15 protein-coding genes and 3 tRNA genes are annotated in these 23411 nt (G+C 37.8%); 8 read left to right on the forward strand and 10 right to left on the reverse strand.

Translation table 11 applies throughout. The features are described from left to right. Nucleotides 1–52 precede the first annotated feature (52 nt). From fabI to fabA, 3 genes are read right to left on the reverse strand one after another with little or no spacing between them, the layout of a single operon-like run. Nucleotides 53–871, reverse strand: coding sequence for an enoyl-ACP reductase FabI (gene fabI / locus NNJ73_RS03570; RefSeq protein ID WP_254492752.1), 819 nt, complete (start codon nt 869–871; stop codon nt 53–55). A gap of 49 nt (nt 872–920) precedes the next feature. After that, entirely contained in the window at nt 921–2141 is a 1221-nt protein-coding gene (gene fabB / locus NNJ73_RS03575) for a beta-ketoacyl-ACP synthase I (protein ID WP_254492753.1), read from the reverse strand. A 55-nt stretch (nt 2142–2196) separates the two neighbouring features. After that, nucleotides 2197–2706, reverse strand: a complete 510-nt coding sequence (fabA, locus tag NNJ73_RS03580) for a 3-hydroxyacyl-[acyl-carrier-protein] dehydratase FabA (protein WP_254492754.1) — start codon at nt 2704–2706, stop codon at nt 2197–2199. Between the two features lie 234 nt (nt 2707–2940). Between fabA and irrA the strand changes: the two genes are divergently transcribed. Beyond that, entirely contained in the window at nt 2941–3480 is a 540-nt protein-coding gene (gene irrA / locus NNJ73_RS03585) for an iron response transcriptional regulator IrrA (protein ID WP_305883331.1), read from the forward strand. 19 nt (nt 3481–3499) lie between these two features. Here the strand turns inward: irrA and NNJ73_RS03590 are convergent, their stop codons facing one another. From NNJ73_RS03590 to NNJ73_RS03605, 4 genes are all read right to left on the reverse strand, one after another. Continuing rightward, the gene (locus NNJ73_RS03590; protein ID WP_254492755.1) at nt 3500–4057 is read right to left on the reverse strand and encodes an SH3 domain-containing protein; all 558 of its coding nucleotides are present in this window, start codon (nt 4055–4057) and stop codon (nt 3500–3502) included. Between the two features lie 1446 nt (nt 4058–5503). Continuing rightward, nucleotides 5504–5737 carry a 30S ribosomal protein S21 gene (gene rpsU, locus NNJ73_RS03595; protein ID WP_005774473.1) on the reverse strand — a complete coding sequence of 78 codons (234 nt, stop codon included), beginning with the start codon at nt 5735–5737 and terminating at the stop codon, nt 5504–5506. Nucleotides 5738–5921: 184 nt separating this feature from the next. Beyond that, on the reverse strand, nt 5922–7595 hold the full coding sequence (locus NNJ73_RS03600) for a formate--tetrahydrofolate ligase (protein ID WP_254492756.1): 1674 nt from the start codon (nt 7593–7595) through the stop codon (nt 5922–5924). A gap of 770 nt (nt 7596–8365) precedes the next feature. Beyond that, nucleotides 8366–8442 (reverse strand) — tRNA-Arg (locus NNJ73_RS03605). A gap of 366 nt (nt 8443–8808) precedes the next feature. Here NNJ73_RS03605 and NNJ73_RS03610 point away from each other — a divergent pair. The 3 genes from NNJ73_RS03610 (at nt 8809) to pgi (ending at nt 14935) form a co-directional block, all read left to right on the forward strand. Beyond that, the gene (locus tag NNJ73_RS03610; RefSeq protein ID WP_254492757.1) at nt 8809–9948 is read left to right on the forward strand and encodes an efflux RND transporter periplasmic adaptor subunit; all 1140 of its coding nucleotides are present in this window, start codon (nt 8809–8811) and stop codon (nt 9946–9948) included. After that, on the forward strand, nt 9945–13082 hold the full coding sequence (locus NNJ73_RS03615) for an efflux RND transporter permease subunit (protein WP_254492758.1): 3138 nt from the start codon (nt 9945–9947) through the stop codon (nt 13080–13082). The genes NNJ73_RS03610 and NNJ73_RS03615 overlap by 4 nt, the downstream gene beginning before the upstream one ends. A 188-nt stretch (nt 13083–13270) precedes the next feature. Continuing rightward, nucleotides 13271–14935: a glucose-6-phosphate isomerase gene (gene pgi / locus NNJ73_RS03620; protein ID WP_254492759.1), complete on the forward strand. Its 1665-nt coding sequence runs from the start codon at nt 13271–13273 to the stop codon at nt 14933–14935. 572 nt (nt 14936–15507) lie between these two features. On the opposite strand, the gene NNJ73_RS03625 is transcribed toward pgi, so the two are convergent. Beyond that, a tRNA-Ser gene (locus tag NNJ73_RS03625) sits at nt 15508–15597 on the reverse strand. 289 nt (nt 15598–15886) lie between these two features. Here NNJ73_RS03625 and rplU point away from each other — a divergent pair. From rplU to NNJ73_RS03645, 4 genes are all read left to right on the forward strand, one after another. Then, nucleotides 15887–16363 (forward strand): 50S ribosomal protein L21, encoded by a 477-nt coding sequence (gene rplU, locus NNJ73_RS03630; protein ID WP_254492760.1) that lies wholly within the window; start codon nt 15887–15889, stop codon nt 16361–16363. A 12-nt stretch (nt 16364–16375) separates the two neighbouring features. After that, complete coding sequence (gene rpmA, locus NNJ73_RS03635) at nt 16376–16645, forward strand: 50S ribosomal protein L27 (protein WP_254492761.1); 270 nt, start codon at nt 16376–16378, stop codon at nt 16643–16645. Between the two features lie 971 nt (nt 16646–17616). Next, complete coding sequence (gene ptsP / locus NNJ73_RS03640) at nt 17617–20154, forward strand: phosphoenolpyruvate--protein phosphotransferase (RefSeq protein WP_371923247.1); 2538 nt, start codon at nt 17617–17619, stop codon at nt 20152–20154. Between the two features lie 546 nt (nt 20155–20700). Continuing rightward, nucleotides 20701–20790: transfer RNA gene (locus NNJ73_RS03645), tRNA-Ser, on the forward strand. A gap of 174 nt (nt 20791–20964) precedes the next feature. On the opposite strand, the gene NNJ73_RS03650 is transcribed toward NNJ73_RS03645, so the two are convergent. Further along, nucleotides 20965–22170, reverse strand: a complete 1206-nt coding sequence (locus NNJ73_RS03650; protein ID WP_254492762.1) for an ATP-grasp domain-containing protein — start codon at nt 22168–22170, stop codon at nt 20965–20967. After that, a complete protein-coding gene (locus tag NNJ73_RS03655) occupies nt 22167–23402 on the reverse strand; it encodes a hypothetical protein (RefSeq protein ID WP_254492763.1) in 1236 nt (411 codons plus the stop codon). The genes NNJ73_RS03650 and NNJ73_RS03655 overlap by 4 nt, the downstream gene beginning before the upstream one ends. Between the last annotated feature and the right edge of the window lie 9 nt (nt 23403–23411).

Below are 23411 nucleotides of genomic sequence, written 5' to 3' on the forward strand. Positions count from 1 at the left end.
CGCAACCAAAGCACTCTCAGATAATCGATTTTATTTTTTAGTTGGATATTTTTTATCCTTCTTGGGAATCTTCAGTTTTTTTCAGTTCTTCAAGTATTGGCATAGACATGATATTATAGCCTGAATCAACATAATGGATTTCACCTGTAACGCCTGATGACAAATCAGAGAGTAGGTAGAGAGCAGACTTTCCAATTTCGTGAATATTCACGGTACGACGTAATGGGGCATTCCGTCGTTGATGTGAGAATATTGCACGCGCAGCTGCAATGCCATTACCTGCTAAAGTTCTAACAGGACCAGCTGAAATCGCATTGACGCGGATATTTTGCGGACCAAAGTCTGCCGCTAAATAACGGACCATAGCTTCTAAAGCAGCTTTAGCAACTCCCATGATATTATAGTTAGGGACAACTTGCTGTGAAGCGCCATAGGTAAGGGTTAAAAGTGCCCCTCCATGAGGCATAAGCTTTCCCGCACGCTGAGCAATTTCAGTAAAGGAATAAGCTGAAATAACCATTGTACGTTGAAAGTTTTCACGTGTTGTAACATCAACGTAACGCCCTTTTAGCTGATTTTTATCTGAAAAACCAATAGCATGGACAATAAAATCAATCGTTTTCCATTCTTTTTCAAGTTTCTCAAAGACGTCGTCGATACTTTCAATTTTTTCAACATCACATTCTAGAACTAATTTGCAGCCAAGCTTATCTGCTAGGGGCTGAACACGTTTTCCGAAAGCATCTCCTTGATAAGTTAATGCTAATTCAGCTCCTGCTTGTGCGAGTTGACAGGCAATGCCCCAAGCAATTGAATGGTCATTCGCAATTCCCATAATAAGGCCACGTTTGCCCTCCATCAAACCTTTCATATTATTCTCCGTAAGACCGTATTTTTTTTCAATTACTAAGAACTTTCATTTATACATAGCGTTGAAAAATAAGCGTTGCATTGGTACCGCCAAAGCCAAAAGTATTTGACAATACGGTATTAAGTTGTTGATGATCGCGTCGTTCACGAACAATTGGCATATCAGCAAAAGCTGGATCAAGTTCTTCAATATGGGCACTTTCACAGATAAAATTATGGTTCATCATTAACAATGTATAGATTGCTTCGTGAACACCTGCGGCTCCTAAGGAATGGCCTGTTAGAGATTTGGTAGCAGAAATGGGGGGGCATTGATCACCTGCTCCAAAAATACGGCGGATAGCTTCTATTTCAGGAGGATCCCCAACAGGCGTTGCTGTTGCATGGGGATTGATATAATCAATTTTATCGTGGACTGTTGCAAGAGCCATGCGCATGCACCGCTCTGCTCCCTCTCCTGATGGAGCAACCATATCATGTCCATCGGATGTCGCACCATATCCAACGATTTCTCCGTAGATTTTTGCTCCACGGGCTTTAGCAAGTTCTAGTTCTTCAAGGACTAAAACGCCAGCACCTCCAGCAATAACAAATCCATCACGATTGACATCATAGGCCCGTGAAGCTTTATGAGGGATATCATTATATCTGCTAGACATAGCGCCCATAGCATCAAATAGAACAGAGAGTGTCCAATCCAAATCTTCGCAGCCACCGGCAAAGACACGATCCTGTTTACCATATTGAATCATTTCATAAGCATTCCCAATACAATGATTGGAGGTAGCACAAGCTGAAGAGATTGAATAATTGACCCCTTTTATTTTAAAAAAAGTTGCCAGTGTTGCAGATGCTGTAGAACTCATTGCTTTAGGCACAACAAAAGGTCCAACACGTTTCGGACCTTTTTGGCGCGTAATGTCGGCAGCTTCGACGATTGACTGTGTTGAAGCCCCTCCAGAGCCCATAATAATACCTGTGTGTTCGTTTGATATTTCATGAGGCTCTAAACCTGCATCGGCAATTGCTTGATCCATGGCAATATGATTCCATGCTGTTCCACGTCCATGAAAACGTAAAGCGCGTCGGTCAACGCATTCTTCTATATTAATATCAGGTTTACCGTAAACTCTGCTACGAAAGCCCAACTCAGCATATTGAGGTGCGTAAGAAATTCCGGATTTTGCTTCACGTAAACTGGTTAAAACGGCTTGGGTGTCATTTCCAATCGCGGAAACAATCCCCATTCCGGTTACAACAACACGACGCATTCATACCTCCTTATTCCATACAGAATAGTAAAAATTCTTCCTGATGAAAATAAATTCAACCTTCTTTGAATAAAGCAACGCGCAAATCATTCGCTTTATAAATAGTTTCTCCATCTGCTTTGAGCCATCCATCAGCTATTCCCAAGACTAAATTTCCCCGTCGAATACGCTTAAAATCTATTTCATATTCAAGAAGTTTGGTTTGTGGTGTTACCATACCTGATAATTTTACTTCACCTGTTGATATCGCTCTCCCTTTCCCTGGTTCTCCCAACCAACCAAGAAAAAAACCTGTTAATTGCCACATACCATCCAATCCAAGACATCCTGGCATAACGGGATCACCTATAAAGTGACAATTAAAGAACCAGTGGTCTGGTGTAATATCAAATTCAGCACGAACCATTCCTTTATCGTATTTGCCACCAGTTTCACTGATTTGAGTGATTCGATCAATCATCAACATTGGCGGTGCCGGCAATTGCGCATTACCCTTACCAAACATTTCGCCGCGAGCGCAGCTTAGAAGCTCTTCATAAGTGTAGCGAGACTTTTGTTCAGCCATGGTTACTCCATTTATTTGCATATATCTTTATTTCTGCGCTTTTCCCCGACCTACTTTTAGAGCAAATTTTAAAGGGAGGGAAATGATTTTATATCATTTTTAATGACAAAAGCCCTTTTTTATGTATTCTACATAGATAATTATTTAAAAATGGAATACAAGATTGCACCATACTATTCCCATTTTTTTTATATTTTTATCTTATTGAAGCAGGAAGATATTTTGGTTTGTAATATGTCAGAGAATGCAGACAATTTAGATATGAATGAAGAGCAACAGTCCACAAAAGAATGTGGAGAGGGTGTGCAATATTATTCCGCTTCTATGTTAGAAAAACGTTTGCGTGAAAATGGTTTGCGTCCAACACGTCAGCGGTTAGAACTTGCACATATGATTTTTTCCGAAGGAAATCGTCATATTACGGCTGAAGAACTCTATGAGGAAGCGGTAAGAGCAGGTGTTCCTGTATCCTTAGCAACGGTTTACAATACGCTTCATCAATTTACAGAGGCGGGATTGTTACGGATTATTGCCGTAGAAGGCTCGAAGACTTGGTTTGATACGAATACCTCTGATCACTACCATTTTTATATAGAAGGTAAAAATCGTATTCTTGATATTCCTTGCAATTTAGAAGAGTCTCCCATTATTGGAAATTTGCCTACACCACCAGAAGGTATGGAAATTTCACATGTTGATTTAATTGTGCGATTAAAACCAAAAAATCAATCTTGTGGTAGGGAGCAGGGATATTTAATAAGGAATAAAAATTAAATTTGATGCGTTTGAGCATTCACCAGCCTTTTATTTTTTCATCAGGATAAATCCCCCATAATTGAGGTTGATGAAGCCATCCATGGACATTATTAAGAGTGATTTCGCACCATTGTCCATCACACTGGTGGATATTGCCAATGACATTAGGCTCTACTTCTGCAACAAGTTCTGAGTTATCGGTGGGTTTTTTTCGCAGCATTAGCCTTTTTGTTTTATCTTTTTGCCATGGAATAGTTATAGCCGTTCGCTTTCCTGATAAAAGCGATTGATATACCCACCCTTCATCGCCTTCTGCATCACGAATTTTGCGCCATTGATCATATTCTTGGATGATTTCAATAGGGAGTCCCTTCTTTTTGTAGGTAAAAATAATAGAATAGTTGCTTCCTGGCCCAACACGGACATTAACACGAGTAGGTTTAATCGAAGCAAATCGCGGAAGCGGTAAACCACTAGGTCCTAAATTTTGATTAAGGGTTTGTGCGTGCAACAAACGTGGTGAACTCAATACAATGACTTTTGTTATTAAGATACATGCAAACATTAAAACGCGAAACCAACGAGAATTTTGCACACTGAACTCCTTTATTTCGTCATATATTGGTCATTTAAAATCTGGAAGATAAGATTGGAGGCTGATAAAAATTATGCCATATCGCCCGTTAACGAGATCTAAACAATGAAAAAATTGTTACGAGAAGAGGCAAATAAAAGTTTGAATTTCTGAGTGCTTAGGGGGTTGATGAGGGGATAGTTGTAAATAAATATTGGATTTTTTGCGAGTTGTATGCGTGAGAAAAATATTAAAACAGCAAAATATATCGTGACTGGAGCAGTTTTTGTATAGGAAATGAGAGCTAAAATGTTGTCTCTTTTTTTCCAAGAGCGTTTCTTGAAATAAAAGTATAATTATGCATGTTATGAACACGAAAACTGTCCAGTAAAGGGATTATGATTTGGCTTGAGAGACAGTTTTGAATGGACAAAAGAATACGCTGAATGAAGCATTTAAGTTTAAAAATATGAGCAACATTATAGAATAGGTTGATATATAAGATCTTATGCAATGATATTGTTTATCCGTACATTAATAAGCAGGTACACCATCATTCTATTTCACAGGTCTCAATGTTATACCGTTCCTATTATTTAGAGCGTTTATAAAAAGCATTTTTATTTTATTTGCAGACAACCCCCGCTTGTCGATGTACAAGCAAAAAAATTGATTCAAGTATGAGAGGATATTGAAGGAATTTGCTGCATGCGGAGTTATTAGCTGATATGAAAGACGATTACTTATGATGATAAATCAATAAGTTATCAATTTTAATTCGTTATTAGAATTGTAAAAACATTTTTATCAAAAATGGGTATATAAGACACTTACATCCATATTAAAATAAGAGTGTTTTCTCTATTTATTTTCAATTTTCGTTTGTTTCAACTCAGTATAAAAAGGTTTGATAAAATAGGAGGGATTATTCAATACGCTTATGAGGTTAATTACCATAAGTGAAGGGAAAAAGAATTATGTGTTTTCATATTCTTACACGCACAATCGCATATTGCGATAATCATTTATGTTTTGCAAACGCATCTAAAATCTTCGAAAGATGCAGAATATTTAAGGACAAAAAAAGAAAATCATCATCAGACGTGCATATAAGAAACAATTTTTAAGAGATAAAAAGAAGGAGAAGAGTTATAGTGAAAAGTGATAATAAAATATCTTACACTCAATCCGCATTTTACATAGGAAAAAATCGCTTAAATCTCTAAAGAAAATGTCGTTTGTTATCTATTATTAAAAATTACAAAGTGAAGTAAACTCCATCTCTATGATAAAAAAATTATCACTTTGTAGATAATTAACACACTCGTTTATATAACTAAAGTCTTCGACAACATCACACACAAAACAACAAATCAAAGCAATCTATCGCAATTGCCTATAAAGATAAAGTCTTTTGGTGGCTTATTCTCTATTTCTTATGCAATTCTATGATGCATCAAAAGCACATCACTTCATTGCACCAGCTCGTCCGTTACTCACAAAACCTTCTCTTTGCGCACGTTTACGAGCAAGCTTACGTGTACGACGAATAGCCTCAGCTTTTTCACGAGCACGCCTTTCAGATGGCTTTTCATAATAACTACGCATTTTCATTTCACGGAAGATACCTTCACGCTGCATCTTTTTTTTCAACGCGCGCAGCGCTTGATCAACATTATTATCACGAACGAGTACTTGCACTATTTATCCTGCTTTTTTCAGTGTCATAAATGATAGGAAAACCTACGTCCTTTTAAAGGCATATCTAAAAAGACAAAGGTTTATATCATACAAATAAGACATTTGTCTATATAGCTTTTTAAAATTCTATTCTTTTTGTAATAAAATGCTTTTTATAATAAAGGATAGAGTTTACGGCTATAACTTATGAAAGCCCTTGTATTTGATCATTTTTGTCAAGATGAATTTTTTCAGCGGCAGGATAATGCGGTAAGCCGGGCATGGTCATAACATCTCCACAAATGACAACAATAAAGCCGGCTCCCGCACAGAGACGAACTTCTCGTACAGGAATTTCAAAATCGACAGGAGCACCATATTGCTTAGGATTAGCAGAAAAAGAATAAGGTGTTTTTGCCATACAAATAGGGTAGGTACCAAAACCTTCTTTTTCCCAAGATTCAAGTTGTTTAAGAATAGGAGATGAGATGATGGCGCCACGCCCACCGTATAGCTTTGTTATAATACAATTAATTTTTTGAATGAGGGGAATATCATCTTGATAGAGAACTTTAAAATCGGAATCTTTCTTTTCAATTAAGGTAACAAGTTCTTGTGCAAGTGCTACTGCGCCTTTTCCACCTTGTTTCCAATGTTTACAAATAATAGCTTTGTGTCCAGTTGTTGCAACTATTTTTTGTAATGTTCTTATTTCAGCATCGCTATCGCTATCAAAATGATTAATCGCTACAACACAAGGGATACCGTAGAGCTTCATATTTTTGATATGTCGTAAAAGATTAGCGGCTCCTTTTTCTAAAGCGGTAATATTTTCTTCTGTCAGGTTATTTTTATCCACACCACCATTCATTTTTAATGCACGAATCGTTGCGACAATCACCGTTGCATTTGGTACAATACCTGCTTGCCGACATTTGATGTTGAAGAATTTTTCTGCGCCAAGATCGGCTCCAAATCCTGCTTCTGTGACAACATAATCAGCGAGTTTTAAAGCGGTTTTTGTTGCTATAACTGAGTTACAACCATGAGCAATATTGGCAAAAGGCCCTCCATGAACGAGAACAGGATTATTTTCAATTGTTTGTACAAGATTGGGTTGTATGGCGTCTTTAAGAAGAGCTGCCATTGCGCCTTCTGCATTAAGATCAGCCACTGTTACGGGTGTTTTATCATAACGATAGGCAACAATAATTTTTTTGAGTCTTTGTGTAAGGTTTTCTAAATTTTCAGAAAGACAAAGAAGTGCCATAATTTCTGATGCAACAGTAATATCAAAACCTGTTTGGCGTGGAAAACCATTTGTTATGCCCCCCAATGAAATAACGATATCGCGCAATGCCCGGTCATTCATGTCAAGAACGCGCTTCCAAACAATGCGACGTGGATCAATGTTTAGAGTATTTCCCCAATAGATATGATTATCGACCATTGCAGCAAGAAGATTATGCGCTGCTGTAATAGCATGAAAATCACCGGTAAAATGTAAATTAAGATCATCCATTGGGACGACTTGCGCATAACCACCACCAGCAGCACCACCTTTTACACCAAAACAAGGGCCTAAAGATGGTTCTCTCAAAGTGGCTATTGTTTTTTTGCCAATGAGATTAAGAGCATCATTTAGTCCAACCGTTGTTGTTGTTTTTCCTTCTCCAGCAGGTGTGGGATTGATAGCCGTGACGAGGATAAGTTTACCATCTGGATTTTTATTGAGTGATTTTATGTAGGAGGAAGAAATTTTAGCTTTGTCATGTCCATAGGGAATGAGATTTTTATGTGATATACCAATTTTTTGTGCAATTTCAGTAATATGCTGCTTTTTAGCAGTGCGAGCAATTTCAATATCTGTTTTAGGCATGGAAAAATTCTTTAAACGGAGCTTTTATTAACATTTGGAATCTGTACTTTATAGATTAATGAAAAAAATCCATAGAAAATAGAAAGTATAAGATAGCATAGAGATCAATGATGTATCGCGCAAGCGATAATACTAAAAGAGCACAAGAAGAGTTTTAGCATTTTTTGGGAAAAAATTCTGTATTTTCAGTTTCGATAAGTTTTTAGCCAGCCTGCAATATCATTCTCAACATGAGCTCATGATGAACATTAGCAGAAAGTTTTTGGGTAATTAATTTAAAAACTTTTTACGCAGCGATATTGATATCTTGTATTTGTTATTCTGGATAGCCTGCTGGAAGAATTTTAGAAGGCGGTAAAAACTGCAATTTATGGAGACATACCTAAAGTTCTTCTTAAGATAGGGCGAACAAAAATGAAATGTTCAGAAAGATTGCTTGCTGGAAAAGATAGAAATAAGCACGTAAAAAATTACCCAACTGATTAGAAAATATAATCCAGAAGAAATCAAAAACAAGCGCATAGATTGCGAAAAAAAGCAACAACACCCACCAACTCATGCAATCACTACGATTATTGCTAATGAAAACACCTTTGGATTAAATTAAAGGCCACAAACATCCCATTCTATCAAAAGGATTAAAAAAACGACTCACACCAGAATGGAATAAAAAGCTATAAGAAATTCAAAGATAGGCAAAAAATAAATTACGTATTAAAAGAATTTAAAAAGCTTGGGTTTGTGAGTAAGATATTGAATTTATTGATAGATGGCGCACCCGAAGAGATTCGAACTCCTGACCCCCAGATTCGTAGTCTGGTGCTCTATCCAGCTGAGCTACGGGTGCACACATTTCAATTTTCTACATTGTCTAAGACAATGGGTTCCTAATCGTTTCATTAAAGAAATGCAAGTGAAACTTGGATCGTCATAAAAAAAATCTCTTTATTTTTATGAAATATTAAAAAAAGTTATAATATATTATGGATTCAATTGGATTTTTGATAAGGTCATTTTTTTGTTATGATCGTACAAAGCAATATGAACGATAGTTAACTTGACGTTTCAGACTATGAACGATAGTCAGCCAGAAATAAGATAAGTTTTTGCGGTGGGGGGTAAGATATATACCTGCTGTTGGTTTTTTGTGTAAAACGCCGATATGACTGTTGAAAACTAGTTCAGATAAACATGATACAGCAAGGGTAGATGTATGGCGTTATTAAAAAAGATCTTTCCATTGGTGTTATTAATTATCGTTTTAACGGTTGCTTATTGGGCTGGAAAACAGAGTGCAGAGCAACCTATTTCTATGGTGAATAAAACGGGTATATCGTATAAAGCTTCAAAGGGAAAAATAGGAAGAGCACCGACGAATGTTGTTGTTGATTTTGTAAAAGTCCAAGATTTTTCTGAACACCTTAACGTTATTGGGAGTGGAAAAGCACTTGCTGAAGTAGATTTAACCCCTTTATCATCAGGTGTTATTGATAAGCTTTTTGTGTCTGCTGGTACAAAAGTACAAGTGGGAGACGTGATTGCAAAGCTTGATTCTAAAAAGGAAGAAATAGCGGCCGCAAAAGCAAAAGTACAACGTGATAATAACGCATTAACGCTTTCGCGGATTCTTAAATTACGAGCTAGCAATACAGCAACAGAAGTGCAAGAAATTACGGCACGCTTAGAGCTAGATAATGCAAATTTTGTTTTACGGAATGCTGAGGTAGATCTCGACCGGAGAACAATTCATGCACCAATCGCTGGAGTTGTTGGTATTCTACCTGTTGATGTGGGAAATAACGTGACCCTTAATACTGTAATAGGACGTATTGAGAATAGGGAACGCATTTTAGTCGATATATGGGTCCCTGAACGATATGTATCGCGTATCCATAAAGGAGATGAGGTCATGGCAACATTAACAGCGCAGCCAGATAAGCCTTTTGTTGGTCATATTTACGCGATTGATAATGTCGTTGACCCAGAAAGCCGTACACTTCATGCTCAGGTTGAAGTCAATAATGAAAAAGATACACTCATGTCTGGTATGTCCTTTTCTGTTGCCTTGCAATTTCATGGTGGTTCTTTCCCTGTTGTTAATCCCCTTGCGATTCAATGGAACAGTAAAGGGTCATTCGTTTGGCGTGTGAGAGAAGGAAAAGTAGAGCCTATACCCGTATCGATTATTCAGCATAAAGCAGATCAAGTTTTCGTGAAAGCCTCTTTAGAAAATGGTGATCAAGTTGTCATTCAAGGGGTGCAAATGCTTTATCCAGGAAGTAAAGTAATTATTGATGATCCAAAGTCCCATCAACAGCAATTATCAGCAGTTTATGGAACGGATATACAGTGAGCCAAGAATTGAGCACAAAACAGCCAATGTCACAAGCGGAGCAAGGGGGTCTCATTGCCTTATTTATTCGCAGACCAGTTTTTACTTTTGTTTTAAATGCCATGATCATCATTGCAGGATTTGCAGCATGGTTGAATGTTGATGTGCGAGAATTACCCGATGTTGATACGCCAGTAACAACGGTTGTAACAATGTTTTCTGGTGCGTCGGCGGAAACAATTGATCGTGAAGTGACAAAAGTTATAGAAGATGCTGTTTCTCGCGTTTCAGGTGTTAAGACGATTTCTTCAACGTCTTCTTTTGGACGCTCCCGTGTGCAGATTAATTTTAATGTCGGTGTTGATTTGAATGTAGCAGCATCTGATATTCGGGATGCTCTGTCTCGCATTGCTTATTCTTTACCCAAAAATGCAGATGTCCCTTTGATCATTAAAGCAGATTCGAATGCTGCTGCCATGATGTATTTGGTTGTGACATCACCAACAATGAGTATTGATGATTTAACCGCAGTTGTAGACGATCAGATTGTTGATGCAATTTCTGCTGTTGATGGTGTTGGTGATGTCCAGATCGCAAGTGCGCGCACAAAGATTTTTCAGATTGATATAGATCAAGCAAAACTTGCAAGTTATGGATTAACTGTTGCAGACATTTCACGTGTTCTTGCTGATATGACAACGGATGTTCCAGTAGGATCATTACGCAATTCTAAGCAAACTTTAGTTGTCCGCGCCACCGCACGTTTAACAACACCAGAATCTTTTGAACAAGTTGTTTTAAAGCCTCGTGTACATCTTGGTGATGTTGCGCATGTAACTTTATCACCCGATATAGAAAACGTTATTCTTCGTATCAACGGAAAGACAGGGATTGGATTAGGTATTGTGCGTAAAGCACAATCCAACACGCTTAACATTTCTGCAGGCGTTAGAGCTGTTGTTGATAACCTAAAAAGTATCGTTCCTTCTTCTGTACATATAGACGTTATTAGTGACGATGCAATTTTTATTAAAAGCGCCCTTCATGAGGTTGAGGTTGCATTGGTCATAGCTATTTTGAGCGTTATTTTGGTTATTTTTCTTTTTCTCAGAGACATTCGTGTAACGCTGATACCTGCTTTATCTCTTCCAGTCGCTTTGATTGGTACTATTGCCGCTATTTATCTTGTAGGGTTTTCATTGAATATTCTCACATTTTTAGGGCTTGTTTTGGCAACAGGGCTTGTTGTAGATGATGCCATTGTTGTTCTGGAAAATATTGTTCGATGGCGCAATATGGGGATAGGTTCTAGGGCCGCAGCGGTATTAGGAACCCGTGAAGTCTTTTTTGCTGTTGTCGCAACAACATTGACTTTAGTGGCTGTGTTTGTCCCTATCTCTTTTCTTCCTGGACAAGTTGGAGGACTTTTTAGAGAATTTGGTTTTGTTTTGGCAATTTCTATTTTGCTTTCTTCAATCGTTGCTTTAACGCTTTGCCCTATGTTGGCTTCACGTTTTCTCAAAGAACATATTGAGGAGAAAGAGGAAAAAGCCCATCATCATTTTACTTTTTTATATAAATGGGGTTCTTTGTTTCATAAGGCATATACTGATAGTTTGCATAAGTGTTTAGAAAAGCCTTGGACTGTTGTTTTTGCTTCACTTGTTTTTGCAGTACTTTGCGTTGGAGGCTATACGAAGTTGCAACAGGAATTAACGCCAGCAGAAGACAGGGCCCTTATCTTTTTGGTCATTAATGGACCACAAGGTATTTCAACACAATATTTGAACGAACAGGTAGAGCAAATTGAAGAAAGTTTACAGCCATTACGTGATGCAGGTGAGATTGCTAACAATTACTCTATTGCAGGTATTGGCGGTTCACCCAATACTGCTTTTTTGGTTTTATTGCTTTCATCTTGGGATAAACGTTTACGCAGTCAGCAAGAAATTGTGAAAGATGTTAATGCGAAGGTTAGGCAATTTCCGGCAGTTTTTGTGTTTGCTGCACAGGGAAATTCTCTAGGTGTGAGAGGAACTGGGCAAGGGTTACAATTTGCAATTCTTGGTAATGATTATGCAACATTACAACCTATTGCTGATCAGTTGGTACGTGTTTTACAAGCAGATCCGCGTTTTATTCGCCCACGTCTTACTGTTGACGCTACACAACCGCAATTTTTTATTGAAATCAATCGAAAAAAAGCCTCCGATTTAGGGATTGATATCACCAATTTGGGCGATACATTACAAGCAATGTTGGATGGTAAAAAGATTGGTTCCATTAACGTGGATGATCATCCTTACGATGTTAAATTGATATCGCATAAAAATCCTATGAAGAGTCCTAGTGATTTAGAAAATATTTTTTTAAAGACCAAAGACAATCGATATGTTCCTTTATCGGTTATTGCGCGTTTACATGAAAAAGCTATCGCCCCCCAATTAAAACGGGAAAAGCGCATGAGCGCTGTTATTTTAAGCGCAAATCTTGCTCCAGATATCACTTTAGGGGATGCTTATCAAACTGTGCAGAAAATTGCTTCTCCTTTGTTATCGAAGGGAACCTATGTGGTCCCCTTAGGAGAAGCCGAAACACTTCATGAAACATCTTCCAATTTTATGATTGTTTTTGGCATTGCCTTTTTGATTATTTTATTGGTTTTAGCGGCTCAGTTTGAAAGCTTTATTTCAGGATTCATTATCATCGCCACTGTTCCATTAGGGATAGGTTGTGCTGTGATTGCTATGCTCTTAAGTGGTGTGAGTCTTAATATTTACAGTCAAATTGGATTAATTTTGTTAATTGGCGTTATGGCAAAAAATGGTATTCTGATTGTTGAATTTGCAGATCAATTACGTGATCAGGGAAGAAATGTGCGTGAAGCTGTAGAAGAAGCAGCAAATATTCGCCTTCGTCCCGTTTGTATGACAATGATTTGTGCCATTCTAGGGGGTATTCCTTTGGTTTTAGCCAAAGGTGCTGGTGCAGAAGCTCGTATAGCTTTAGGCTGGGTTATCGTTGGTGGTTTAGGTTTAGCAACGATTTTTACGCTTTACGTTACACCGGTTGTTTATCTTTTTTTAGGGCGTTTTATAAGACCAAAAGCAGAAGAAGATTTGCGCTTAACCAAAGAACTCAATCAACTTAAATGATGTATCAAGTAAAAAAAATTTGAAAGTTTATTTTTGTAAAAGTATCATTTTAGGATTTTATTTTTTACTTTTATATTCCTTCATTTTTTGTGTGAGCAGTGAAAAGAGCAAACAATCAAGGAGATATTTTCTACTTTGTTATTGTTTAGACAGAGATTTCATGATCAATAACCGTATAGGATAAGCTTATGGCAGATAGCTTTTCGATTCGAAATGAAAAGGCTTTTGAAGCCGCATTAAGAGCTTTAAAAAACCATGCTGCAAAAGATGGAGTCTATGATATTCGTCAGCATTTTATAGAGGATGACCAGCGTTTTTCTCATTTTTCTCTCAGACTTGATGATCTTCTTTTCGATTTTTCAAAATGTGGTGTAACATTTAAAACATTGCAACTTCTAGATGATTTAGCTGTCGCAGCAGATGTGTTGGGTCGGCGTGATGCAATGTTTTCGGGCCAAGCCATTAATACAACTGAAAAACGCTCCGTTCTTCATATTGCATTACGTTTACCTGCCGATGAAATTTTCATGCTGGATAGTCATAATCTTATTCCCGATATTCAAGACGTCCTTAAAGATATGGAGAGATTTTCTGAAAAGGTGCGTGATGGCAGCTATAAGGGAAGTAGTGGAAAGAGAATAAGGGATATTGTAAATATTGGTATTGGAGGCTCTGATCTTGGTCCTGCAATGGTCACCTATGCTTTAAAACCTTATCATGATGGTCCACGCTGCCATTTTGTTTCTAACGCTGACAGTGCTCATATTTCTGATACGCTCTCTCTTTTGAATCCAGCAACAACGCTTTTTGTCATTGCTTCTAAAACTTTTACAACGGCTGAAACAATGGTCAATGCTCAAGTTGCACGTCAGTGGATTTGTTCACATTTAGGGGAAGAAGCTATTCACACGCATTTTGTTGCTGTTTCGAGTGCGCTTGATAAAGTGGCAGAATTTGGCATAGATTCCACAAGAGTTTTTAAATTTTGGGATTGGGTTGGAGGACGTTATTCAATTTGGTCTGCCATTGGGCTTGTTGTTATGTTTGCAGTAGGGGGGCGAAACTTTCGCCAATTTCTCAATGGTGCTTTACAAATGGATCAACATTTTAAAACCATGCCCTTGCATAAAAATATTCCTATTCGATTTGCTCTTTTAGGGTTCTGGCATCGTGTTATTTGTGGTTATTCATCACGCTCTATCATTCCCTATGCACAGCGCTTAATACATTTTCCAGCTTATTTACAACAGCTTGATATGGAATCAAATGGGAAGCAAGTCTCGCTGGATGGAAAACCACTAAATTTTTCAAGTGGTCCAATCGTTTGGGGTGATTCAGGAACAAATAGCCAACATGCTTTTTTTCAGCTTCTACATCAAGGAACCGATGTTGTTCCTGTAGAGTTTATTTTATTTATAAAAGGGCATGAGGAAAATTTACATTCTATGTATGAGATGTTGCTAGCAAACGGTTTAGCGCAATCAAAAGCCTTGATGAAAGGACGTAGTGTTGAAGATGCTCGGCATATCTTAATAAAAAATGGCGTTGATGAACGTGAAGCAGATTATTTAGCACTTCATAGAAGTTTTAAAGGAAATCGTCCCAGCATTACGCTGGTTCAAGATTTATTAACGCCTTTTGCACTTGGTCGTCTCATTGCACTTTATGAACATCGTATTTTTGTTGAAGGGATTTTAATGAATATTAATTCATTTGATCAATGGGGTGTTGAACTTGGTAAAGAATTAGCAAATGAGTTACTCCCCATTCTTCGTGGAGAAAGTAAAGCGAATAATCGCGATAGTTCAACATTAGGGTTGCTTGCCCATATTCAAGCAAGACGCGCAAAATAAATATAATTTGATAAGAAATTTTGTACGAACTTAAGCAAAGGTAGAATAAGAGAGAAATAATAAGACAATTCTCTATTTTATTCTACGCTCCTTTATTTTTTGAACTGGATTTTAGCAATAGAAAATCAAAAATTGAAGATTTAGCTGAGGTGATTTTAGCAGGCGATGCCAGTGTGTGCATCATATATGCATCAAACTTTTTTCATTTTCTAATTATATGGCCTCTATATATTCATAGGTTTTAGCGCGCCTTTATTTATTTTCAGGGGCTATCTATTTACTTAAAAGGCTTAGAAATAAAAGAAAGAGCTGTATAAACAATATTCAATTATTACACTCCTTTTTGTGCTTACAGGAAGAGATAAAATTTTTTGAATAAATACTCATAATATTAATTTTAAATGCGCACATTGTATGAAAAAAGCTGAGGGGGCTTGTTACTATAAAAAACTCTTATGCGGATAAAACGCATTGAGCCTGTTAATCAACGGCATTGCAAAGAGCTCTATAATCACTATTGTTTCTAAAACTCTATCAAAGGTTAGTGATTGGCAAAAATCCTTTTAAATCAATGGCGGAGAGAGAGGGATTTGAACCCTCGATAGAGTTACCCCTATGCCGCATTTCGAGTGCGGTGCTTTCAACCACTCAGCCACCTCTCCATATGAAGTGCAACAAAAATGCGCACTATTTAAGTATAGCCTATGATGGGTAGATAACCTTCAATTGTTTTTGGTACAACCTTTTTTTCTTTTTTATGGGACTTTATTGACAGAGAATAGAAATTCCTTCATATAGGTGGAATATCAGCGTGGAGGAATCTGCGCATATTTGTGTTAAGGAAGGTTTTATCCTTTTTTAAAATTGATTACGACTGATAAAAAGCAGCCTATTTCCCCTTATTTCAAGGTAAAAATTAAATAAGAGCTGGAGTGAACGGAAGGATAAAAAATGTTCGCAGTCATTAAAACCGGTGGTAAGCAATACCGCATTGTTGCTAACCAAGTGGTAAAAGTTGAAAAAGTTATTGGAAATGCGGGTGATGTTGTTGAATTCAACGATGTCTTGATGGTTGGGCAAGAAGGTAATGCAGTTATCGGGACCCCTGTTGTTGCTGATGCGCTGGTGACAGCTGAGATTTTAGAACAGGCACGTGGACGCAAGGTTATCGCATTTAAGAAACGCCGCCGTCAGAATTCTAAACGCACGCGTGGTCATCGTCAAGAATTTACAACACTGCGTGTTTTAGAAATTTTAATGGGTGGTTCAAAGCCTAAAAAAGCAGCTGCAAAATCTATAACAGAAGAAGAAACGGCAGCAAAAGAAACAAAAAATGCCGCTGTTGAGAAGAAGGCTGAGAAAATGGTTGAAAAAAAGGCTGCATCGCAGAAGAAAGCGGCTGTAGCATCAAAAAGTAAGAAAGATTAAAGGAGAGCGTCTATGGCACATAAAAAAGCTGGTGGTTCCTCGCGTAATGGTCGTGATTCAGAATCGAAACGTCTAGGCGTTAAAAAATTTGGTGGTGAAACCGTTATTGCTGGGAATATTATCATCCGTCAGCGCGGCACACGTTGGCATCCTGGTGACAATGTCGGCATGGGAAAAGACCATACGCTTTTTGCTTTATCAAAAGGAAAGGTTTCTTTTCAACGCAAAGCAGGTAACCGTTCCTATGTTTCAGTTATCCCTATGGTGGAGGCAACAGAATAATCTGTAGCATTTTCCCTAGCAATCAACTGGGGCGTCATTGGATTTTGTAATTTCATTGAATTGCAGTTGTGGTTTTTAAGTGTTAATAAGCACTAAAAGGGAAAGATAGAATGTTATCTTTCCCTTTTTGCATTGGTACTATGATGAATCTAAAAAGTATACGAAAAACGAAAAAGGTAGAATTGAGGAAATGAATTTTTTCTATGAGGGAAAAATTTTTGCTGTGTTGTGTTTGCATTGAAGGTATTGATGTTATGATGGAATTTATTGGTAAATTTGTGTATGATAAATAATTGAGAAGAATTTACTTTCTTTTTATACATAAAGAAGGGCTTCGTGACTGATGATGGTGTTTGGGGGCGTTGCGTATTTTGCAAATGTGCGACAGAGGGCATTGTGTGTTTGCGATATTGATTGAAGCAAAGGGCTCGCTTAAAATATATCACTGTTATATGATTGATGGATGAATATCGTAGGGCGAGTTGCACAGAATTTTAAAGATAGTAAGGTGCATGGAACAATTTTTGATGGTGTAATAAATTGATAAGAGGGACACAGCAAGTTAAATCAGCTTGGAGGAAGAGTTAAAATTGTTAGCTGAGTTACAGATAATTGAGAAGGATGCTTTCTTATAGGAAGAATAATGGAAAGTTATGTTGAATAACTTGTGATAAAGAGAGCGTTTTTAAAACATAGTTTTTCAGGTGATTGGGGCTGTAAAAATTGAGGTTTTGTCTTTGTAAAGTAAGAGTTAAGAGTCAAATTTGCTTATGATGGTTTAAGCTACCCGCGGGAAATATCCAATTGTTTTATCGGTTATATTGAGGTATTTAAGCACCTCACTTAGCTTTATTGAATTGCGTGAAACAAAAAAATCGTGATGATGTGTACCTCTTGTATTTTTGAAAATGGGACTTTGAAATGAAATTTATCAAGGATATTTGTATTCAAATGTGAGGCAGTTTGAATTCATGATGGGATTTGAGAAAGCAGAAGCAATGAATGTAGATTTGACCGAGGGTGAAATCTTGTCTATCAAATCTGTACAACTTGCAGCTGCTTTTAATCATAAAAATGATGCAATTTATGCTGCTGCTGAGTTGCTTGTGCAGGTTGGCGCAGTTGACAAGTGCTATCTGGAAAGCATGCTTGCACGTGAAGAAATAACGAATACTTGGCTTGGGAATGGTATAGCCATTCCTCATGGCTTGGTTGAAAATAGTGATTTAATCATCAAAGATGCTGTTGCTGTTATACAGGTTCCTGCTGGTGTTGAGTGGCAGGATGGAAAGAAAGCACATTTGATTATTGCCATTGCAGCGTGTCCAGATCGTTATAGAGAAATTTGCAAAAAATTGACGTCTCTTTTATTTGATAAAAAACAACTCGAAGTACTTGCGACAACTACGGACAAACAGCAAATTGTTACAACTTTGTTTTATCAGGATATAAAGCAAGAAAAAACTTTTCTTGGTGATCTTTCGGTGTGTCAGGAATGGACTTTAGATTATCCAAGTGGTCTGCATGCACGACCAGCTTCTCTTTGGGTTGATTTTGCGAAAAAAATTCAAAATTCTATCAGAGTTCGCCATGGTCAATATGCCGTTGAAATGAAAAATTTGGTTGGGTTATTACAATTAGGCGCAAAAAATGGTGATGTTCTGATTTTTTCTACAGATGCTGTAGAAGGAGCACAACTTCTCAATGATGCCATTGCTATTGTAAAAAAGGTGAGTATTAGTGAAAAATGCGTGGTAAGAGAAATAGAATCTCAAACAAAGACTTTTCATGGTTGGTATCCACGTTCCATGCAAAAAGGCATTTCTGGTGTTGGGGCAAGTTCAGGGTTAGCGTTTGGTAAGATTTTTGTTTTAAGGCAAAATGATATTTCCATAATAGATCAGCCAATTGATTTTGCAGTTGGTGCAGCATGTCTTGAAAATGCTCTTACCAAAACAAAACATAAACTGGCATCGGTGATTTCTGATATTACAGTGCGTATGGGAGCGGATTCTGCTGCGATTTTTTCTGCGCAAATGGTTTTGCTGGAAGATGAAAATCTCATAGCTCAAGCTTGTCGTTTTATAGCAGAAGGTCATGGTGTTGCTTGGTCTTGGGATAGAGCGGTTCGGCAATTTTCAGATATGTTTTCTAAGGTGGATAATCCTTTGTTAGCGGCACGTGCGGTTAATTTAATTGATGTTGGTCGTCGTGTTTTAGGTGAAATAAATCCATCCTACTATAGATCCTTCTTTTTAAATGATATTCCAAGTGGTGTTATTCTGGTTACAAATGATCTTTCTCCTTCTGATGTCGCACAACTTGATGGTATAAAAGTGAAAGGATTAGCAACAGCATGGGGAGGTCCACTCTCTCATACAGCTATTTTGGCGCGTACGCTTGGTATTCCGATGGTTGTTGCTGTAGGTGATGATATTTTAGCGGTTCAGTCTGATATTCAAGCTATTATTGATGGTAATAACGGGTTCATTTACCTTGATCCTACGCATGAAGATGTTGAAGATGCTCAAAGGCATATTGATAGTGTTGCACAAAAACGTGTTATTGAGATAAGTGCGTCTCGATTACCAGTACAAACGACAGATGGTCAAAGAATTCGTATCATGGCTAATGTCAATTATGCAAATCAGGTTCCTGTTGCGTTTGATTCGGGGGCTGAAGGTATTGGACTGATGCGTACAGAATTTTTATTTTTAGAGAATCCGCATATTCCGGATGAAGAGGTCCAATTTGATATATATCGGGCGATGATTGCAGCTGTAGGAGATAAGCCATTAATTATTCGGGCGCTTGATATTGGTGGGGATAAACAGGTTACGCATTTACATTTATCTAAAGAAGATAATCCTTTTTTAGGTGTTCGAGGAACACGGCTTTTGTTACGTCGGCGTGATCTTTTGGTTCCGCAATTACGTGCTTTGTATCGAGCAGCAAAAGAGGGCGGAGATTTATGGATTGTGTTTCCGATGGTGATGTCTGTTTCAGAGATTGTTACCATAAAAAAGATTGCAGAAGAAATCCGCAATGATATTGATGCACCAAAATTAAAACTTGGTATTATGATCGAAGTTCCAGCAGCAGCTATTATGGCAGATGTATTTGGCGCTCATGTTGATTTTTTCTCAATAGGAACCAATGACTTAACACAGTATACAATGGCAGTTGATCGGCAAAATCCGTATCTTGTGTCTGAATCTGATAGTCTTGATCCAGCAGTTTTACGTATGATTTATCAGACTATTCAGGGAGCTGCACAACATAAATGTTGGGTTAGTGTATGCGGTGGTGTCGCTGGAGATCCTTTTGGTGCAATGATTTTGACTGGATTGGGAATTAATGAGCTTTCTATGATATCTTGCGATATTTCTCCAGTAAAGGCGTGTTTGCAAACTCATAGTTTTGAAGAGATGAAAATTTTAGCACAAAAAGCCCTACAATGTGAAACTGCACGCGCTGTACGTGCTCTAAGCAAGGATATACAGTGGTAAGAACGTGAAGAGAAAAGAATGCGCTCATTGTGCAAGGTCTTAGATCTTTAATATGGTGGCTCATTATTTTTTAGAGCGATTTATAGGCAACATATTAATATTTATATGTGATAAATTATAAAACTTTGCCTATAAAGTACAATATAAAAGTGATGAGCAGATAGCTCTCATTTTAAGAGAGAGCAATTTTAAATCAGATTCGTCATGGTTAAGAATCCTCATTCTCGGGGGAGGAAAGAAGGTTGAAAATGATTTTGATTGAAATTTATTATCTAGATGAAGCAATTTTAATATTAGAAATATAAGAAATTCATATCGTTCTTATTCTATTTATTGATGGTATAATCAATGTTAATAAGCTTTTTTATTCCCATTCTTGCGTTGTACATAACTATCCACGGAAAAGTTTTTTCTTAAAAAGAGAGGATGTGCTTGTTATTCAACAGATATCAGCTTTTATTTTAATACATGAATTTGTTTTTTGAATTTTGAATGTATAATTTAGGCTTGCACGTTATTTCTTTCTGGGTATAGTGCGAGACTTCTGGAGAGGTGGCCGAGTGGTTGAAGGCGCACGCCTGGAACGCGTGTATATGGGAAACCATATCGAGGGTTCGAATCCCTCTCTCTCCGCCATTAATCGTAAAATCAATGGGTTATATAAAAGTTCAAGGTTTTTTTTCTTTAATTTTGTTGATTTATTTTTTTATTTATCTTGTTCCCTTAAATAGATTTTCATAAGCTTAAAGGCACAGCTTTGTAAATTCAGCATTTTTAGGCTTTTTTTATTATTTCCAATTGATGTTTTCTCTATAAAAAATTACTACGAATTATCTTTTCCAGAGTCGATAATTCATCATCACTCTGTCCCAAAATTGCTATAATGGCTAGGCAGGTATTTAAATCGATAGTCAGGGGCAGAGGCTCATTTTCTTTAAAAAAGAGCATAAAATGAACCACATTTTCCCAAGAATGAAGCTTTTTCTTCCACAAGTTAACATCTTTTATAATATGACCATCGATCTTGTTGATAAGAAAGATAATACGTCCTTTTTTCTTGAAACGACTTGGTGTTGGCGAAAACTTTCCGGCAATAAGGTTAACGGAGCTTTCAAGTAAGTCATTTTCGTAACAATGCGCAAACAAAGTGGGTGCAATCCCTCCGTGGAGGCGGGCTCCTACTTCGATCATCACTGGGCCGTGAGCGGTTTGCATGATTTCCATATGCGCAGGTCCATATTCAATCCCCACCGCGTGAATGCACTGTTTTGCATAAGAGATCAGAGCGGTATAAAGGGGGGCTTGAGCATCAAGCACATCAAGCGATTCATAAACAAAGGCACTTCCATTATGAATACCCTTTTTATATCGTGATAAAGCGCATATCTTTATAGCCTCTCCCTTTACAACGGCATCTACGATGTATTCTTCTCCTTCCAATCTTTCTTGAAGCAAATAAGCCTCGTTAGGTACACCAAAAATATTTTTCTGTGTCCAGTCAATTTCAGAAATCCACGCTGCCACTTCCTCACGGCTAGAGAAAAACAAAACACCATCACTCCCAGCAGAATCGTTTGGCTTTATCACATAGCCGCTGGGGCTTTCAAAATCATCAAGAGTACAATCGCCTTTTGTAAGAATCTTTGACCTTATATAGGATAAACCATTTTCATAAAGGCGCCTTTGCATTGCTGCTTTTTTCCGCCGCCAATCGGTGGTCAAGGGGTTATTTCCAGGACAACCATAGTAAGCAGCCAATTGTTCTGCACAATAAATACCTCCCTCAGCTCCTGCTATAACAGCTTCTATCGCGCCGATAGGAAAGCGCTGTTTTATCTCATCGATACTATGAAGTTTTGCTTCTGCCATGCCTTCACCCTGATAAGAAAGCATGAAGTGTGAAAAAGGAATTGGTTGAGAGATAACACCGTAACAGGTATAGCCCAATTTTTGCAAAGCAGGGGCATAGAGAGCACCCGTGGAGAAAGGATCGACAATAAGAATGGTTTTGCTCATGCTTTGTCCCGCTGTGATGAAAGAAAAAGAACATAGATAAAGATTATCAGCCCGATAAGGGGGAGAAGATAAATGGCTGCTTGGGGGCCCATAAGAGCAGAGCTTGTAAGAAAACCAAGAATAACATAACCCGCCGATTGGGAGAGCGTATAAAGCATGCCACTATAGCTTCCCACCAGTTCTGCTTGAGTTTCTGTTTTTGTTGCTTCAATCATATGTTTGCGTGCGTTAATCCGCATGGTATTCATCGAAAAGCCAATAAAAAAGCAAAAGGCCACAGCCAAATAAGGTGATTGTGTGGTGCTAAAAATAAGATCAGCTAAACCCAACATAAGGGCTGGGAAGATGAATTCAAAGCGCGGGATTTTGATAAAAGCAGCCAAAAAAGCGCCCACACCCGCAACTGCACTGCACAGTCCATAATATTCAGAGCCAAAATCTTTCACACTCTGAAAAAGAATGGTTGCCAGTGTATTATAGGCGCAAATGTGAAAGCCAATAAGGCCTATGCAGACGCATAAAAGTTTAAGCTCTAGGGAAAGCTTATCTGCTTGCGGTATAAGCGTTGGTTCTTTATCGGTGGCAGGTGGCAAGCCATTTGTAGTGCACACGGTACTATATTCATCGCAAAAGATGATATATCCAGCAACAAGGCTTATGATAATGTCAAACACACAAATAGCTGCAATCAAACCATTATAGCCGATTTCAGCTGCTGCTCCTCGTGGGCTGGTGGCTTCTAAGAGATAACCACTCAATGCTGCTCCCAAAAAGGCACCAATCTGCACCACTGTTTGCATAATGCGGGAAGCTTTTTGGGCGCTAATATAACCACTAAGGGCGAGTTTAGTATTATAAGTCTCTAGCGTACTTAAGGTGATCAAAGAGAGATAACCAATAGAGATAGAGACCACAATAAAACCAAAGGGGGAATCAACATAATGAAAAAGAGCAATCAATAAAAGAAGGCTGTAGATGACAATCCGCCTTTTATATAAATCTCCCAAGCGCAGCGAGGCTTTAATGTGTACAAGACCACTTTTTTTCAAAAGATAGGGCGTAAGGGTTCCCAAAGCCATGGTTATCCCTAAAAAAATCGATGAGGATGTTATGCGATAAGCATTCCAAAGGTTACTTAAGAAGAGCACCATATCAGAAAAATAGAGCAGAACAACAAGCCCATAAAACCGAAACATTAGCTGTTTGCGCACATAACCCCCCCATGTTGCCATCTCTTAAAA

The organism is Bartonella sp. B1099, assembly GCF_944801835.1.
Classification (GTDB): Bacteria; Pseudomonadota; Alphaproteobacteria; order Rhizobiales; family Rhizobiaceae; genus Bartonella.

What these genes read in the sequence shown, in the direction of transcription:
- NNJ73_RS03650 (WP_254492762.1), bottom strand. Translation starts at nt 22,170, where the DNA reads ATGAGCAAAACCATTCTTATTGTCGATCCTTTCTCCACGGGTGCTCTC.
- NNJ73_RS03600 (WP_254492756.1), bottom strand. Translation starts at nt 7,595, where the DNA reads ATGCCTAAAACAGATATTGAAATTGCTCGCACTGCTAAAAAGCAGCAT.
- NNJ73_RS03655 (WP_254492763.1), bottom strand. Translation starts at nt 23,402, where the DNA reads ATGGCAACATGGGGGGGTTATGTGCGCAAACAGCTAATGTTTCGGTTT.
- fabI (WP_254492752.1), bottom strand. Translation starts at nt 871, where the DNA reads ATGAAAGGTTTGATGGAGGGCAAACGTGGCCTTATTATGGGAATTGCG.
- rplU (WP_254492760.1), top strand. Translation starts at nt 15,887, where the DNA reads ATGTTCGCAGTCATTAAAACCGGTGGTAAGCAATACCGCATTGTTGCT.
- pgi (WP_254492759.1), top strand. Translation starts at nt 13,271, where the DNA reads ATGGCAGATAGCTTTTCGATTCGAAATGAAAAGGCTTTTGAAGCCGCA.
- NNJ73_RS03610 (WP_254492757.1), top strand. Translation starts at nt 8,809, where the DNA reads ATGGCGTTATTAAAAAAGATCTTTCCATTGGTGTTATTAATTATCGTT.
- ptsP (WP_371923247.1), top strand. Translation starts at nt 17,617, where the DNA reads ATGATGGGATTTGAGAAAGCAGAAGCAATGAATGTAGATTTGACCGAG.
- rpmA (WP_254492761.1), top strand. Translation starts at nt 16,376, where the DNA reads ATGGCACATAAAAAAGCTGGTGGTTCCTCGCGTAATGGTCGTGATTCA.
- fabB (WP_254492753.1), bottom strand. Translation starts at nt 2,141, where the DNA reads ATGCGTCGTGTTGTTGTAACCGGAATGGGGATTGTTTCCGCGATTGGA.
- irrA (WP_305883331.1), top strand. Translation starts at nt 2,941, where the DNA reads ATGTCAGAGAATGCAGACAATTTAGATATGAATGAAGAGCAACAGTCC.
- fabA (WP_254492754.1), bottom strand. Translation starts at nt 2,706, where the DNA reads ATGGCTGAACAAAAGTCTCGCTACACTTATGAAGAGCTTCTAAGCTGC.